At 62.0% G+C, this 14,287-nt stretch carries 12 protein-coding genes; 7 read left to right on the top strand and 5 right to left on the bottom strand.

Annotation, left to right across the window (positions count from 1 at the left end):
* The first annotated feature begins 94 nt into the window (after positions 1-94).
* From J3P88_RS27335 to J3P88_RS27310, 6 genes are all read left to right on the top strand, one after another.
* Positions 95-1,015, top strand: coding sequence for an NAD synthetase (locus J3P88_RS27335; RefSeq protein ID WP_434572734.1), 921 nt, complete (start codon positions 95-97; stop codon positions 1,013-1,015).
* Entirely contained in the window at positions 1,012-1,473 is a 462-nt protein-coding gene (locus J3P88_RS27330) for a hypothetical protein (RefSeq protein WP_434572732.1), read from the top strand. Before J3P88_RS27335 ends, J3P88_RS27330 begins: the two co-directional genes overlap by 4 nt.
* 174 nt (positions 1,474-1,647) lie before the next feature.
* Complete coding sequence (locus tag J3P88_RS27325; protein WP_434572730.1) at positions 1,648-4,941, top strand: DUF2126 domain-containing protein; 3,294 nt, start codon at positions 1,648-1,650, stop codon at positions 4,939-4,941.
* Positions 4,942-5,149: 208 nt separating this feature from the next.
* Positions 5,150-7,636: a circularly permuted type 2 ATP-grasp protein gene (locus J3P88_RS27320; RefSeq protein ID WP_186707849.1), complete on the top strand. Its 2,487-nt coding sequence runs from the start codon at positions 5,150-5,152 to the stop codon at positions 7,634-7,636.
* Positions 7,636-8,529 carry a transglutaminase family protein gene (locus J3P88_RS27315; protein ID WP_434572728.1) on the top strand — a complete coding sequence of 298 codons (894 nt, stop codon included), beginning with the start codon at positions 7,636-7,638 and terminating at the stop codon, positions 8,527-8,529. The genes J3P88_RS27320 and J3P88_RS27315 overlap by 1 nt, the downstream gene beginning before the upstream one ends.
* A 149-nt stretch (positions 8,530-8,678) precedes the next feature.
* Positions 8,679-9,056, top strand: a complete 378-nt coding sequence (locus tag J3P88_RS27310) for an NUDIX hydrolase (protein ID WP_434572726.1) — start codon at positions 8,679-8,681, stop codon at positions 9,054-9,056.
* 73 nt (positions 9,057-9,129) lie between these two features.
* Here J3P88_RS27310 and J3P88_RS27305 read toward each other — a convergent pair whose 3' ends face one another.
* Together J3P88_RS27305 and J3P88_RS27300 are read right to left on the bottom strand one after the other, a co-directional pair.
* Positions 9,130-9,315, bottom strand: coding sequence for a hypothetical protein (locus J3P88_RS27305; RefSeq protein ID WP_186707843.1), 186 nt, complete (start codon positions 9,313-9,315; stop codon positions 9,130-9,132).
* A 68-nt stretch (positions 9,316-9,383) separates the two neighbouring features.
* Positions 9,384-9,971, bottom strand: a complete 588-nt coding sequence (locus J3P88_RS27300; protein ID WP_434572724.1) for a TIGR00730 family Rossman fold protein — start codon at positions 9,969-9,971, stop codon at positions 9,384-9,386.
* Positions 9,972-10,312: 341 nt separating this feature from the next.
* Here J3P88_RS27300 and azu point away from each other — a divergent pair, with 341 nt between their 5' ends.
* Entirely contained in the window at positions 10,313-10,759 is a 447-nt protein-coding gene (azu, locus tag J3P88_RS27295; RefSeq protein ID WP_434572722.1) for an azurin, read from the top strand.
* Between the two features lie 262 nt (positions 10,760-11,021).
* Here the strand turns inward: azu and nadE are convergent, their stop codons facing one another.
* From nadE to J3P88_RS27280, 3 genes are all read right to left on the bottom strand, one after another.
* Positions 11,022-11,849 carry an ammonia-dependent NAD(+) synthetase gene (gene nadE, locus J3P88_RS27290; protein ID WP_411386351.1) on the bottom strand — a complete coding sequence of 276 codons (828 nt, stop codon included), beginning with the start codon at positions 11,847-11,849 and terminating at the stop codon, positions 11,022-11,024.
* A 4-nt stretch (positions 11,850-11,853) separates the two neighbouring features.
* Positions 11,854-13,080, bottom strand: a complete 1,227-nt coding sequence (pncB, locus tag J3P88_RS27285) for a nicotinate phosphoribosyltransferase (RefSeq protein WP_186707835.1) — start codon at positions 13,078-13,080, stop codon at positions 11,854-11,856.
* Between the two features lie 247 nt (positions 13,081-13,327).
* Positions 13,328-14,236, bottom strand: a complete 909-nt coding sequence (locus tag J3P88_RS27280) for a LysR family transcriptional regulator (protein ID WP_411386352.1) — start codon at positions 14,234-14,236, stop codon at positions 13,328-13,330.
* Between the last annotated feature and the right edge of the window lie 51 nt (positions 14,237-14,287).

The following is a 14,287-nucleotide window of genomic DNA, read 5'->3' as shown; positions in this document are numbered from 1 at the left end:
CGACGGCTTCGCCGCCGAGCGGGAGCAAGCTCCCTCGCCACAGTATTGTGTGTGGATAAAGACTTACTTCTTCCGATTCTCAAGGACGATTCATATGAGCACTCCGTTACCCGGCATCGGCATGGACAGCAGCATCTCCCAAATGATGGCCCGCCGCCGCATTGAAAGCCAAATCAACCTACCACGCCTGTTTGCCTCCATTGATGCCGATCCGAGTATCGTCGGTGCAGGCGTGGTGTATATCGACGCCGAGTTCAATGTAGTGACCCTGCGTGAGTTCAAGCCGATCTGCAGCATCAAGCCCAAGCGGATCATTTTGCGCGAGGCACAGAAATACATCGCGCCGGCTCAGTTTGCTCAGCAGGTCCAGGACAATCCACGGGAATCGCGATTGGTCGGCGAAGCGATCAATACGTCCTTGTCGTGCGCGGGGGCCGTTATCGGTTGGGTCGTGGTACTCAGCGGTTCTGTAGCTATCCCATTTTCAGCAGGGGCAAGCACCGCGATTGCTGTGTTGGGTTATACCGCCGCCGCGGCCAGCACTGCGCAATGTTTTGCGAGCGGTTATCGCATGCGCAATGAAATCAGTAACCCGGCACTAAACGATCAGCTCGACAGTGAGGCGTGGTACCAGAACACCATGATTGTGTTGGATGCCGCGGCGTTGGTTGGGGTCGGGGCATCGTCGCTGACGACTCTCAAACTGGTCAGATTGAATAAAGCTGCCACGGGCAAAAGTGTGAGGGAGGTGCTCCGGGGCCTGAATCGACAGGAGCGAGCCAAGCTGACCAAAGAGTTGCTGAGTATCCAGGACCCTCGCCTGACCTCCAAACTGCTCAAACTCAAGCAGTTGTCTGGCGAGCTACCCAAGCGCTTTACGCCCACTCAAATCAGGCATGCCACCGTCACACAGATTCGGGATGCCTTGGGAGCTGCCATCGGCTTCACTGGAAGCGCGATTTCCGGGAACGTCCGGACCATTGCAGTGGGGTTGTACGAGGAGATCGAAGAATGAATGGACAGCCCAGTGTTCGGGTTTTTCTCATCCAATATTTTCCGGTCTTCATGGGGGCGATATTTGCGTCGGTCTTCGCTCTGGTTTTTGCTGTTCCCCTTTTTTTTGAAAGTTATTTTCAAGATCTTTCATTGGCGGATAACGTGAAGTGGTCTTTTTTTGGGGGCGTCGCGCTTACGCTTGTCATCGTGCATTGCAACTTCATGATTGCTCGTGGGCGCCCCGTTTGGATGTGGCCGATGGTTGGGGTCTTGGGGCTGTGTTTTTTTGGCGTCCTGCCCACGATCGCTTATCGGCCTGATAGGTTGATTTACAGTTTGAGCCTGCTGTTCCCGTTGCTTGCGTTGCTGCTGCTCAACAGCAGACGCCACCGGGAGATGCGCGGCAAACTGGTAGAAGTCCGCCGTCAGCGCGAACTCATCATCCAGGCCGCCAAGGCCCCACGCCCGCGCCGTTGAGTCAATTCGCACGGCCAGCGCCGCATTTATGTGCATTGCGTTGCAGATGAATTCGGGCATCGCGCGTTTTTAGTGCTCTACTGCCTTGAGTAGACAAAGAAAGTGTCCGGCCTGCCTGCATGGCATAAGTCTTGCGCCGCTTTCGTTACCGCTCAGGCTCGCAGGAGGCACGTCGTGTCGATCCATGTCGCATTGCATCACGTCACGCATTACCGCTACGACCGCGCGGTCGAACTCGGCCCGCAGATCGTTCGCCTGCGCCCGGCGGCCCACAGCCGCACGCGGATCCTTTCCTATGCGCTGAAGGTTTCGCCCGAGCAGCATTTCATCAACTGGCAGCAGGACCCCCAGGGCAATTACCTGGCGCGGTTGGTGTTTCCCGAGAAAACCCGGGAGATGCGGATCGAAGTCGACCTGCTGGCGGAAATGGCGGTGTTCAATCCGTTCGACTTCTTCCTCGAGCCCTACGCCGAGAAGATTCCGTTCACCTACGCGGCTGACGAACGCAAGGAGCTGGCGCCTTACCTGGAAACCCTGCCATTGACGCCGAAGTTCCAGGCCTATCTGGAGGGCATCGACCGCACGCCGTTGCCGGCGGTGGATTTCCTGGTGGCGCTCAACCAGCGCCTGAGCGAAGACATCAACTACCTGATCCGCATGGAGCCCGGTGTCCAGACCCCGGAGCACACCCTTGAGCACGCGTCCGGCTCGTGCCGCGACTCGGCCTGGCTGTTGGTCCAGTTGCTGCGAAACCTCGGCTTGGCCGCGCGGTTTGTCTCCGGTTACCTGATCCAGTTGACCGCCGACGTGAAGAGCCTCGATGGCCCGTCCGGCACCGACGTGGATTTCACCGACCTGCATGCCTGGTGCGAGGTCTACCTGCCCGGTGCCGGCTGGATCGGCCTGGATGCGACCTCTGGGTTGTTCGCCGGTGAAGGCCACATCCCGTTGGCCTGTAGTCCCGATCCGTCCTCGGCGGCACCGATCAGCGGCCTGGTGGAGCCGTGCGAGTGCGAGTTCAGCCACGAAATGTCCGTCGAGCGTGTCTGGGAAGCGCCGCGGGTAACCAAGCCTTACACCGATGCCCAATGGCTGGCGATCCAGGCCCTGGGGCGGCAGATCGATGCCGACCTGCTGGAGGGCGACGTGCGCCTGACCATGGGGGGCGAACCGACCTTTGTCTCCATCGATGACCCGGATGGCGCCGAGTGGAACACCGCGGCACTTGGGCCGGACAAGCGTCGGCTCTCCGCCGAGCTGTTCCAGCGCATGCGCAACCACTATGCGCCTAAGGGGCTGGTGCATTTCGGCCAGGGCAAGTGGTACCCCGGCGAGCAATTGCCGCGCTGGTCGCTGAACTGTTATTGGCGGCGTGACGGGGTGCCGATCTGGCACAACAGCGCGTTGATCGCCGACGAGCAGCAAGATTACGGCGCCGATGGCGAACTCGCTGGACGCTTCCTGGCAAGCGTTGCCGAGCGTTTGAAAATCCCTGCGCGGTTCGTGTTTCCTGCCTACGAAGATAATTTCTATTACCTCTGGCGCGAGGGTGCGTTGCCGTCGAACGTCACGGCCGAAGACCCGCGCCTGGAGGATGCCTTGGAGCGTGCGCGGTTGCGCAAGGTCTTCAGCCAGGGCCTGGACAAGGTCATCGGCCAGGTCCTGCCGTTGGCCCGCACCGCCAAGGGCGATCAATGGCAAAGCGGTCGCTGGTACCTGCGGGACAACCACTGTCGCCTGGTGCCGGGGGATTCGCCCCTGGGCTATCGCTTGCCGCTGGCGTCCCAGCCTTGGGTGACGGCGGCCGAGTACCCGTTCATCCATCCCACCGACCCGAACCAGGACTTGCCCGAACTGCCCGGCACCGAGCAGTTGGCGCGTCACGGCGAGCCGGCGGCCGAGCAGGAACGTGTCCCGGAGATCGACAAATCCGCCGACTGGCTGACCCGCACCGCCTTTTGTGCCGAGGCCCGCGAAGGCCGGCTTTACTTGTTCATGCCGCCGCTGGAGCGGGTCGAGGATTACCTGGAGCTGGTCAGTGCCATCGAGGCGACGGCTGAGGAGTTGCACTGTCCGGTGCTGTTGGAGGGCTACGAGCCGCCAAGCGATCCGCGCCTGAGCAATTTCCGCATCACCCCCGACCCTGGTGTGATCGAGGTCAACGTGCAGCCCTCGGCGAGCTGGGATGAACTGGTCGAACGCACTGAGTTTTTGTACGAAGAAGCGCGACAGACCCGGCTGACCACCGAGAAATTCATGATCGATGGCCGGCACACCGGCACCGGTGGCGGTAACCACTTCGTACTGGGTGGCGCGACACCGGCGGATTCACCGTTCCTGCGGCGTCCCGACCTGCTGCGCAGCCTGATCAGTTACTGGCATAACCACCCGTCGTTGTCCTACTTGTTTTCCGGATTGTTCATCGGCCCGACGTCCCAGGCGCCCCGCGTGGACGAGGCGCGCAACGACGCGTTGTACGAGCTGGAAATCGCCTTCGCGCAAATGCCCCAGTCCGGCGAGGAATGCCCGCCGTGGTTGGTGGACCGCTTGCTGCGCAACCTGTTGATCGACGTGACCGGCAACACCCACCGTGCCGAATTCTGCGTCGACAAGCTCTATTCACCGGACGGCGCCACCGGGCGTCTCGGCCTGTTGGAGTTGCGTGCGTTCGAGATGCCGCCCCACGCCCGCATGAGCCTGGCCCAGCAGTTACTGCTGCGGGCACTGGTGGCGCGGTTCTGGCGCGAGCCGTATGCGCCGGAGAAACTGGCGCGTTGGGGCACCGAGCTGCATGACCGCTTCCTGTTGCCGCACTTTATCGAGCAGGATTTTGCCGACGTCATCCACGAACTGAACGCCGTCGGCTACCCGCTGCGGGCCGAGTGGTTCGCCGCGCACCTGGAGTTCCGTTTTCCCAAGGTGGGCGATTACGCGGTCAGCGGCATCGAGCTGCAATTGCGCCAAGCCCTCGAACCTTGGCATGTGCTGGGAGAAGAGGGCGCGGTGGGCGGCACCGTGCGTTATGTGGATTCGTCCCTGGAGCGTTTGCAGGTCAAGCTCAGCGGCCTGGCGCCGCAACGCTACCTGCTGACCTGCAACGGCGTTGCGGTGCCGTTGCAACCGACCGGTCGAGTCGGCGAGTTCGTCGCCGGGGTGCGGTTCCGTGCCTGGCAACCGGCCAACTGCCTGCAACCGACCATCCCGGTGCATGCGCCGTTGGTTTTCGACGTGCTCGACACCTGGATGCAACGTTCCGTGGGCGGCTGCCAGTATCACGTGGCCCATCCGGGCGGGCGCAACTATGACAGCCTGCCGGTGAACGCCAACGAGGCCGAGAGCCGGCGCATGGCGCGTTTCTTCCGGCTCGGACATACACCGGGGAAACTGCCGATACCGAGCCTGGCGGTGGATGACGAGTTTCCGCTCACGCTCGATCTGCGACGTTTTCCAGGGGCGCCAAAGCGCTAGGTGGACCTTGTGGCGAGGGAGCTTGCTCCCGCTCGGTTGCGCAGCGACCGTAAAATCTTGGGGCTGCTGCGCAACCCAGCGGGAGCAAGCTCCCTCGCCACAATGATTGCAGTCTCAAAGCCCAGGTCGGATCCAACACAAACACACCTATCCGGGCGTCATGCGCTTGCGCTAGTCTCACCTTTCATTGCTGTCTGCCGAGCTTTCCATGCCTGACCTGCTTGACCGTTACCCGCTGACGACGGGCACCTATCACGAATTGCTGGACGACAGCGGTGCGGTGCGTGCGCACTGGCGGCGGCTGTTCGACCAGTTGCAGCGCAGCACGCCGGCCCAACTGCTGCAGCGTCAGGCCCTGCTGGCCCGGCAGATCCAGGAAAACGGCGTGACCTACAACGTCTACGCCGATCCGAAAGGCGCCGACCGGCCATGGGAACTGGACCTGCTGCCCCACGTGATCGACCCGCAGGAATGGAAACATCTGCAAGCTGGGATTGCCCAGCGTGCGCGACTGCTCAATGCGGTGCTGGCCGACCTGTATGGGCCGCAGCGGCTGATCAGTGAAGGGTTGTTGCCGGCGGAGTTGGTCTTCGGGCACAACAATTTCCTCTGGCCTTGCCAGGGCATCGCGCCACCGGACGGCAGCTTCCTGCACTTGTACGCGGTGGATCTGGCACGCACGCCCGATGGTCGCTGGTGGGTCACGGCGGACCGGACCCAGGCGCCTTCGGGGGCCGGGTACGCGCTGGAAAACCGCACGATCGTTTCCCGCGCCTTCCCCGACTTGTACCGCGACCTCAAGGTGCGGCACCTGTCCGGTTTTTTCCGCACCTTGCAGGAAACCCTGGCGCGACAAGCGCCCAGCGACGGCGAGTCGCCGCTGGTGGTGCTGTTGACACCGGGGCGGTTCAACGAAAGCTATTTCGAGCATCTTTACCTGGCGCGCCAACTGGGCTATCCGCTGGTGGAAGGCGGCGACCTGACCGTCCGCGACGCCACGGTCTATCTCAAGACCCTCAGCGGCCTGCGCCGGGTCCATGCCATCATGCGCCGGCTCGACGACGATTTCTGCGACCCCTTGGAGCTGCGCACCGATTCGGCCCTCGGCGTGCCGGGCTTGCTCGAAGCGGTGCGCCAGGGCCGGGTGCTGGTGGCCAATGCCCTGGGCAGTGGCGTGCTGGAATCGCCGGGCCTGCTGGGGTTCCTGCCGAAGATCAACCAGTACCTGTTCGGCGAAGAACTGCTGCTGCCGTCCATCGCCACCTGGTGGTGCGGCGAGCCGCCGGTGCTGGCCCAGGCCCTGGAAAAATTGCCGCACTTGTTGATCAAGCCGGCGTTTCCCTCCCAGAGTTTCAGCCCGGTGTTCGGTCGCGACCTGAGCGAGGCGCAGCGCGCCCAACTGGCGGCGCGCATGCAGGCACGGCCCTATGCCTATGTCGCCCAGGAACTGGCGCAGCTGTCCCAGGCGCCGGTGTGGCAGGCCGAAGATGGCCAGATCCAGCCGAGGGCAATCGGCATGCGCATGTATGCCGTGTCCGGGAAAGACGATTATCGGGTCCTGCCGGGTGGCCTGACCCGGGTGGCCGCCGAGGCCGACGCCGAAGTGGTGTCGATGCAGCGCGGCGGCGCCAGCAAGGACACCTGGGTGCTGAGTGAGCAGGCCCCCGGCGGTGAACAATGGAAGGCCCAGCGAACCGTAGGGGTTCATGACCTGGTTCGACGTGATCCGTATCTGCCTTCGCGGGTGGTGGAAAACCTGTTCTGGTTCGGCCGCTACTGCGAGCGTTGCGATGGCAGCGCGCGGTTGCTGCGGATCATGCTGGCGCGTTATGTCGACGGCGATGATCCACAGGCCTTGGAATCGGCGGTGGCCTTGGGCGAAAGCCTGATGCTGCTGCCCGAAGAGGGCGAATTGCCCGAGCGTTTGCTGGCGGCGCTGCTGGGGGACGACTGGTCGTTCAGCCTGCGTTCCAACCTGCAGCGCTTGCAGTGGGCCGCCTCGCAGGTGCGCGGCAAGCTGTCCCGGGAGAACTGGCAGGCGCTGGTGGAATTGCAGCGCGAAGCCATGGAGCTGGAAACCGAGGAGGCGGATTTCGGCGAGTTGCTGGACTTCCTCAATCGGTTGGTGATGTCCCTGGCGGCGCTGTCCGGCTTCGCCCTGGACGACATGACCCGCGACGAAGGCTGGCGCTTCCTGATGATCGGTCGGCGCCTGGAGCGCCTGCAGTTTCTCAGCAGCAGCCTGGCGGCGTTCCTTCGCAGCGATGCGGTCTTCGACCAGGCCGGGCTGGAGTGGTTGTTGGAACTGGGTAACAGCAGCATCACCTACCGCTCGCGCTATTTGGCGGTGGCCCAGCTGATCCCGGTGCTGGACTTGCTGCTGCTGGACGAACAGAACCCCCACGCGGTGCTTTTCCAATTGAAACTGGTGACCCGCACCCTCAAGCGCTTGAACGATGATTTCGCCGCGCCCCGGGAAACCGCCTTGCCGGAGTTGGTCGCACGCCTGTCGCGCTTTGACCTGCGTTGCCTGGAGAACCCGTTGTTCGGTGAAGCCAGCCTGCGCGCCGCACTCGATGGGCTGGCCGACCTGTTGCAGGAAGTGGCCGATGTCAGCGGCCAGGTGTCCGATCGCCTGGCCTTGCGTCATTTCGCCCATGTCGATGATGTCAGCCAACGCACGGTGTCCGTCTGATGAACGCTCGTTACCAGATTCTCCACGACACCCATTACCACTACGACAGCCCGGTGTCCCTGGCCCAGCAGCTTGCCCATCTGTGGCCACGGGCCTGTGATTGGCAGCGTTGTACTGAGCGGCAGTTACTCATCAGTCCGGAACCGACGACCCGGCGCGATGAACAGGATGTGTTCGGCAATCCGCTGACCCGCCTGGCCTTCGAGCGGCCCCATGATGAATTGTTGGTCAATGCGCGCCTGAGCGTCGAGGTGCTGGCCCGCCCTGAGCTGGATTTCAACCTGTCCCCGGCCTGGGAGTCGACTTGTAACGCGCTGACCTACACGGGCCGGCCATTGGCGGCGCCATTGCTGGAGGCGTGCCGTTACCGTTTCGAGTCACCCTACGTGCACCTCAAGCGCAGCTTCGTCGAATTCTCCGAAAGCTGCTTTGCGCCAGGGCGACCGTTGATGATGGGCGTTCGAGCGCTGATGGAAAAGATCTTCGAGGAATTCACCTTCGATGCCGAGGCGACCCAGGTGGCGACGCCGTTGGTGGAGGTGCTGGAGCGGCGACGGGGGGTTTGCCAGGACTTCGCCCACTTGATGCTGGCCTGCGTGCGCTCTCGCGGCTTGGCGGCACGTTACGTCAGCGGCTACCTGCTGACCCAGCCACCGCCCGGCCAGCCCCGGCTGATTGGCGCCGATGCGTCCCATGCCTGGGTCTCGGTGTATTGCCCGGTATTGGGTTGGGTGGATTTCGACCCGACCAATAACGTACAGCCGGCGCTGGAACACATCACCTTGGCCTGGGGCCGGGATTTTTCCGATGTGTCGCCGTTGCGCGGGGTGATCTTGGGGGGCGGTACGCATGATCCCGAAGTGCGGGTGACGGTGATGCCGTTGGAGTCATGAATCAATTGCCCAGTGAAATACCTGTGGCGAGGGAGCCTGCTCCCGCTTGGTTGCGCAGCAACCGCTCAAATACCTGGGGGGCCGCTACGCGGCCCAGCGGGAGCAAGCTCCCTCGCCACAGGAAACACTCATTAACAGCGAGTCCCGTTATGTTCCCGGTATCCATCAAAGGCGTGCTGCAATCCCTCGAAGGCCTGGTTGTGCTGATGCTCAACGAGCGGGATGAGTGGGAGCTGCCCGGCGGGCGGATCGAGCTGGGCGAAACGGCGCCGCAATGCCTGGCGCGGGAGATCGCCGAGGAGCTGGCGGTCGAGGTGAGTGTGGGGGAGCCGCTGGATTCGTACCTGTTCGAGGTCATTGCCGGCAAGCACGTCTTCATCTCCACGTACCGCTGCCAGTTGCTGGGCGGTTTCGTGCCGACCATCAGTCATGAGCACAAGGAGATCGGGCTGTTCGCGCCGGACCAATTGCCGGTGAACCTGCCTGCGGGTTATCGCCTGTCGATTATCAAGGCGCTGAGGTTGTGAGGGCCGGCAGCGAGGCTGCCGGTCCTGGACACAAAACCGGGGGGCCGGATCGGATCATCGGGCCCTGGAGGAGTCAGGCGTCGGGAGCCTGATCTTTCGGTGCATCGACATCATCGTCTGCCGCCACTTCACCCTCGGCGTCGGGGTTCAGTGCTGCTTCATCGGCGGTTGCTTTCTTGCGCTGGAGCTTTTCCTCTTTCTTCTGCTCCTTGGCCAAGTCTCTCTGACGTTTGGCGAAGGAATAATTGGGTTTGGCCATGGGCGATCCTCTGGGGTCGAAGGTGAGGTTGAGCGGCGCATATTCTGCCCTGTATCGGGGCCGAGCCGTTAGCTGGGTTTTTGTTCGGCCCACTTTGGCTGCACGGACGGTTGCCATTCGTCCAGGGCATCGAGCAGGTTCTGCGGGGATTCGCTCACTTGCAGCATGTCACGATGGGGCGCGCGGACGAAGCCTTCACCGACGATATGATCGAGAAAAGCGGTGAGCTTGCTGTAGAAACCGTTCACTTCCAGCAGCCCCAGCGGTTTGCCGTGGTAGCCAAGCTGGCCCCACGTCCAGACTTCGAACAACTCCTCCAGCGTGCCGAGGCCGCCGGGCAGGGCGATGAAGGCATCGCTGAGTTCAGCCATGCGCGCCTTGCGGGCGTGCATGCCGTCCACCACTTCCAGGCGGGTCAGGCCGCTGTGGCCGATCTCCTTGTCCTTCAGGCTTTGCGGGATGATGCCGATGACTTCGCCGCCAGCGGCCAGGGCCGCATCCGCGACAATCCCCATCAGTCCCACAGCGCCGCCGCCGTAGACCAGGGTCAGTTTTCGTTCCGCCAAGGCGCGGCCGAGGGCCTGCGCCGCTTCACGATACGCGGGAGTGGTGCCAGTGCTGGCGCCGCAAAATACACAAACAGACGCGATGGACATGCTTTACTCCGTGGTCAGTCACCGCGCCAGAGTAAAGCCTGGCCTGTGTTGCGCAAAGGACTTAAACCTCGCGCCGGGGCTTTTCGTAGGTACCGCTCGCGCCGCAGGCGTAGGCGGCGAGCAAGCTGCACAGCAGGCTATTGACGTTCATGATGATCGCTCCAGAAGATGATGGGCCTGATCATAGGGCCGCCTCATACTTCTGGCTGGTTGATTCTGTCCATCAGGCTGATAGGCTTAAGTTGTATACAATCTTTGACTCAGGTCATAGGAACTTGCCGGAAAATCAGGCAGTCTTTTCCTTTGACGGAATTTTGTTAACCATGCCTTGGAGATTCACGATGTTTGCCAAACTTGTAGCAGTATCCCTGTTGACACTGGCCAGCAGCCAACTGATGGCAGCGGAGTGCAAGACCACCATCGACTCGACCGACCAGATGTCCTTCAGCACCAAGGCCATCGAAATCGACAAGAGCTGCAAGACGTTCACCGTTGAGCTGACGCACTCGGGCAGCCTGCCAAAAAACGTCATGGGCCATAACTGGGTGCTGAGCAAGGAGGCTGACATGCAGCCGATCGCCACCGATGGTCTGAGCGCCGGTATCGACAAGAACTACCTCAAGGACGGTGATACTCGTGTCATCGCCCACACCAAACTCATTGGGGCCAAGGAAACCGACTCGGTGACCTTCGACGTGTCGAAACTCAGTGCTTCCGAGAAGTACGGCTTCTTCTGCTCGTTCCCAGGCCACATCTCGATGATGAAGGGCACCGTTACCCTGAAGTAACCACCGCCTATCCTGTGGGAGCCGAGCTTGCTCGCGATGGCGTCAGCGCATTCCATATCAATGCAAGCTGACCCATCGCTATCGCGAGCAAGCCCGCTCCCACATTTTAAACTTGATCCGACACAACTCTTGTATTCGATGAAGCCCCCTGTGGGAGCGAGCCTGCTCGCGAAAGCGGTGTGTCAGTCAGCAATGACGTCGCTGATGCGACGCCTTCGCGAGCAGGCTCGCTCCCACAGGGATTGTCACACCGTCGCGGTGATTACGGGGCGTACGGCATCACGCGCTTGTGCTCGGTCTTGCGATAGGTGTCGCAAATGATTTTGGCTGCCTCTTCGCGAACCGGTTGGCCGTGCAGGAACGCATCGATCTCGGCGTAGGTCACGCCGTGGGAGGCTTCATCCGGCTTGCCGGGCGACAGGTCTTCAAGGTCGGCGGTGGGGACTTTTTCCACCAGCGATTCCGGCGCGCCAAAATCCCGGGCGATGGCCCGGACCTGGTTTTTCACCAGGCCGCTCAACGGTGCCAGGTCGCAGGCACCGTCACCGAACTTGGTGAAGAAACCCATGACCGCTTCAGCCGCATGGTCAGTACCGATCACCAGGCCCTGCTCAGCGCCGGCGATGGTGTACTGCGCCACCATGCGCATCCGCGCCTTGGTATTGCCTAGCACGAAATCCCGCGACACCGCCGCCTTGCCCTCGAACGCCGCGACTTGCTCGGCCAAGGCCTTGACCGCCGGGCCGATATTGACGGTATGGCGCTCGTCCGGGTCGATGAAGTCCACGCAGGCCTGGGCTTCATGTTCGTCGAACTGGGTTTCGTACGGCAGGCGCACGGCGATGAACTTGTAGGCCGCGTTGCCGGTTTTCTCCCGCAGTTCGCGCATGGCGCGTTGGGCCAGCAGCCCGGCGGTCAGCGAGTCGACGCCCCCGCTGATGCCCAGCACGAGGGACTTGAGCCCGGAATTGACCAGGCAATCCTGGATAAAGCTCACTCGCCGGGCGATTTCGGCCTTGAGGGCGGCGTCATTGGCGAACGGTGGCTGGACCTTGAGCTGTTCAGCAATCTCACGCTGTACGGCTTGCATGAATTCACTCCTTGCTTGATGCGTCTGAAAGGGCGGCAGGTACTTGGAAAACGTGTCGCATGTAGGCGACGAAATTCGGGTCCTTGCAGTGGGTCTTGCCGGGCTCATCGGAAATCTTGGCCACGGGTTGCCCGGCACAGCTGATCATTTTAAGCACGATGCTCATGGGCTCGACACCCGGGATGTCGCAAGTCAGGTGGGTGCCGATACCGAAGCTGACATTAATGCGACCACGCAACGCCCGAAAAATCTCCAGGCATTTGGGCAATGTCAGGCTATCGGAGAACACCAGGGTCTTGCTCATCGGGTCGATGCCGAGCTTGTGGTAGTGGGCAATGGCTTTTTCAGCCCAGATCACCGGGTCGCCCGAGTCATGGCGCAAGCCGTCGAACAGCTTGGCGAAGAACAGATCGAAATCCTTGAGGAAGGCGTCCATGGTGATGCAATCGGTGAGTGCGATACCCAGCAGGCCTCGGTATTCACGCACCCAGCAATCGAGGGCGGCGATCTGGCTGTCGATCAACCGCGGGCCCAGTTGCTGATGGGCCATGATCCACTCGTGGGCCATGGTGCCGAGGGGTTTCATGTCCAGTTCCCGGGACAGGTGGACGTTACTGGTGCCGACGAAACGCCCGGGAAAATCGTGCTTGAGGACGTTGACCACTTCTTCCTGAACGCGGAAGGAAAACCGACGACGGGTGCCGAAGTCCGCGACTTGCAGCTCGGACAGCTCATCGGCGCTGGCGTTGGCGCTCAACCAGTCGAACTTGCGGTACAGCTGCTCGCGGGTCTGTTCCAGGACGACTTCACGGTAGCGATAGCGATTGCGCACTTCGCTGACGATGGCCAACAGCGGCACTTCGAACAGGATCACATGCAGCCACGGTCCGCGCAGGCGGATGAACAGCTCGCCGTTGTCGATGCCGGTGTGCACGTAGCGCAGGTTGAAGCGAAACAGCCCCAGGAACCGCAGGAAATCCGGCTTGAGGAAGCTGATGCGCTCCAGGAAACCGAGCTGGTCGGCGCTCAGGTTCAACTCCGCCAAGCGCTCGATCTGGAAGCGGATCTCCGCCAGGTACGGACGCAGGTCTTCGCTGTTGCGGCAACGGAACTCCCACTCGACTTCGACGTTGGGGTAGTTGTGCAGCACCGCCTGCATCATCGTCAGTTTGTAGAAGTCGGTGTCGAGCAGGTTCTGCACGATACGATCGGCAAATACGCTCTCGCTCATAGGGTTCTCCAGACAGGCCGCAGCCGTGGGCAGCGAAGTTCGGCAGTTCAGTGAACGGCTAGTGGCGCATAACCGTGGTGGGTTTTGCCAGCGATTTTTTAACAGTCCTCAGACCTTTGCGGGAGCGCGCTTACTGTGGCGAGGGAGCTTGCTCCCGCTGGAGTGCGAAGCGCTCCCCTTTTTTTGCGGGTGCTTCGCACCCGAGCGGGAGCAAGCTCCCTCGCCACGGGTTTTGTGTGGGGTGCCGTTATTGCGGTACCTCCGGGCTGGCGATCTGCTCCAGCATCCACTCCACGAAAAGCCGCACCTTGGGTACTTCCGCCGAATGCTCCGGATAGGCCAGGTAATAGGCGCTGGTGCTGGGCATCGCGTGGGGCCAGGGGATGACCAGCTTGCCGTCGGCCAGTTCTTCTTCCACCAGGAACCGTGGCAGCAGGGCGACGCCACAGCCGACCTGGGCGGCGCGAATGCACATGTAGAAGGTTTCGAAACGCGGGCCGTGGTAGCTGTGTTCGGTGTGGTAGCCCTGGCTGTCGAACCAGTCGTGCCAGGCCTGGGGTCGCGAGGCGTTTTGCAGCAGCACCAACTCGGCCAATTGGGTCGGGTCGGTGAAGGGCTGGCCGGGTAGGCTGCCGGGCGCGCAGACTGGCACCAGCTCCTCGTCGAACAGTCTCAGGGACTCGGTGCCGGGACGTGAACCCTGGCCGAAGTAGAACGCCAGGTCGCTGCGCCCCTGCTGCAAGTCGTCGGCTTCCTGCTCGCTGCACAGGTCCAGATGAATTTTCGGATGACGCAGGCGCCAGCCTTTCAGGCGCGGGACCAGCCAGCGAGCCCCAAAGGTCGGGGGCGTGGAAACACGCAGGACTTCGGTGTCGCCACCGTAGGACCGCAGGTAATGGGTAGACATCTCCACCTGGGTGAGGATTTTTCGTACTTCCCCCAGATACAAATCCCCGGCCGGTGTCAGCTGCAAGCGACGGCGCACGCGCCGGAACAGCAGGTGCTGCAACAATTCCTCGAGCTGGGCGACCTGTTTGCTGACGGCACTCTGGGTCAGGTGAAGCTCTTCGGCGGCACGGGTAAAGCTCAGGTGGCGGGTCACGGCTTCGAAGCACTGGAGGGCGGTGATCGACGGTAAATAGCGCTTATTGAGCATGACGAGGGCCTTTTTCTTGTTGCTCTATAAATCGAGTCAGGGGCAGCATGA

It is taken from the genome of Pseudomonas sp. Z3-6 (genome assembly GCF_051131985.1).
GTDB lineage: Bacteria > Pseudomonadota > Gammaproteobacteria > Pseudomonadales > Pseudomonadaceae > Aquipseudomonas > Aquipseudomonas zanjanensis.
This window is presented reverse-complemented; position numbering and strand designations above follow the sequence as displayed.

Excerpts from the sequence above, each read along its gene's own strand:
- nadE (WP_411386351.1), bottom strand. The coding sequence starts at position 11,849 with ATGCAAGCCGTACAGCGTGAGATTGCTGAACAGCTCAAGGTCCAGCCA.
- J3P88_RS27315 (WP_434572728.1), top strand. The coding sequence starts at position 7,636 with ATGAACGCTCGTTACCAGATTCTCCACGACACCCATTACCACTACGAC.
- azu (WP_434572722.1), top strand. The coding sequence starts at position 10,313 with ATGTTTGCCAAACTTGTAGCAGTATCCCTGTTGACACTGGCCAGCAGC.
- J3P88_RS27305 (WP_186707843.1), bottom strand. The coding sequence starts at position 9,315 with ATGGCCAAACCCAATTATTCCTTCGCCAAACGTCAGAGAGACTTGGCC.
- J3P88_RS27280 (WP_411386352.1), bottom strand. The coding sequence starts at position 14,236 with ATGCTCAATAAGCGCTATTTACCGTCGATCACCGCCCTCCAGTGCTTC.
- J3P88_RS27320 (WP_186707849.1), top strand. The coding sequence starts at position 5,150 with ATGCCTGACCTGCTTGACCGTTACCCGCTGACGACGGGCACCTATCAC.
- J3P88_RS27335 (WP_434572734.1), top strand. The coding sequence starts at position 95 with ATGAGCACTCCGTTACCCGGCATCGGCATGGACAGCAGCATCTCCCAA.
- J3P88_RS27330 (WP_434572732.1), top strand. The coding sequence starts at position 1,012 with ATGAATGGACAGCCCAGTGTTCGGGTTTTTCTCATCCAATATTTTCCG.
- J3P88_RS27310 (WP_434572726.1), top strand. The coding sequence starts at position 8,679 with ATGTTCCCGGTATCCATCAAAGGCGTGCTGCAATCCCTCGAAGGCCTG.
- J3P88_RS27300 (WP_434572724.1), bottom strand. The coding sequence starts at position 9,971 with ATGTCCATCGCGTCTGTTTGTGTATTTTGCGGCGCCAGCACTGGCACC.
- pncB (WP_186707835.1), bottom strand. The coding sequence starts at position 13,080 with ATGAGCGAGAGCGTATTTGCCGATCGTATCGTGCAGAACCTGCTCGAC.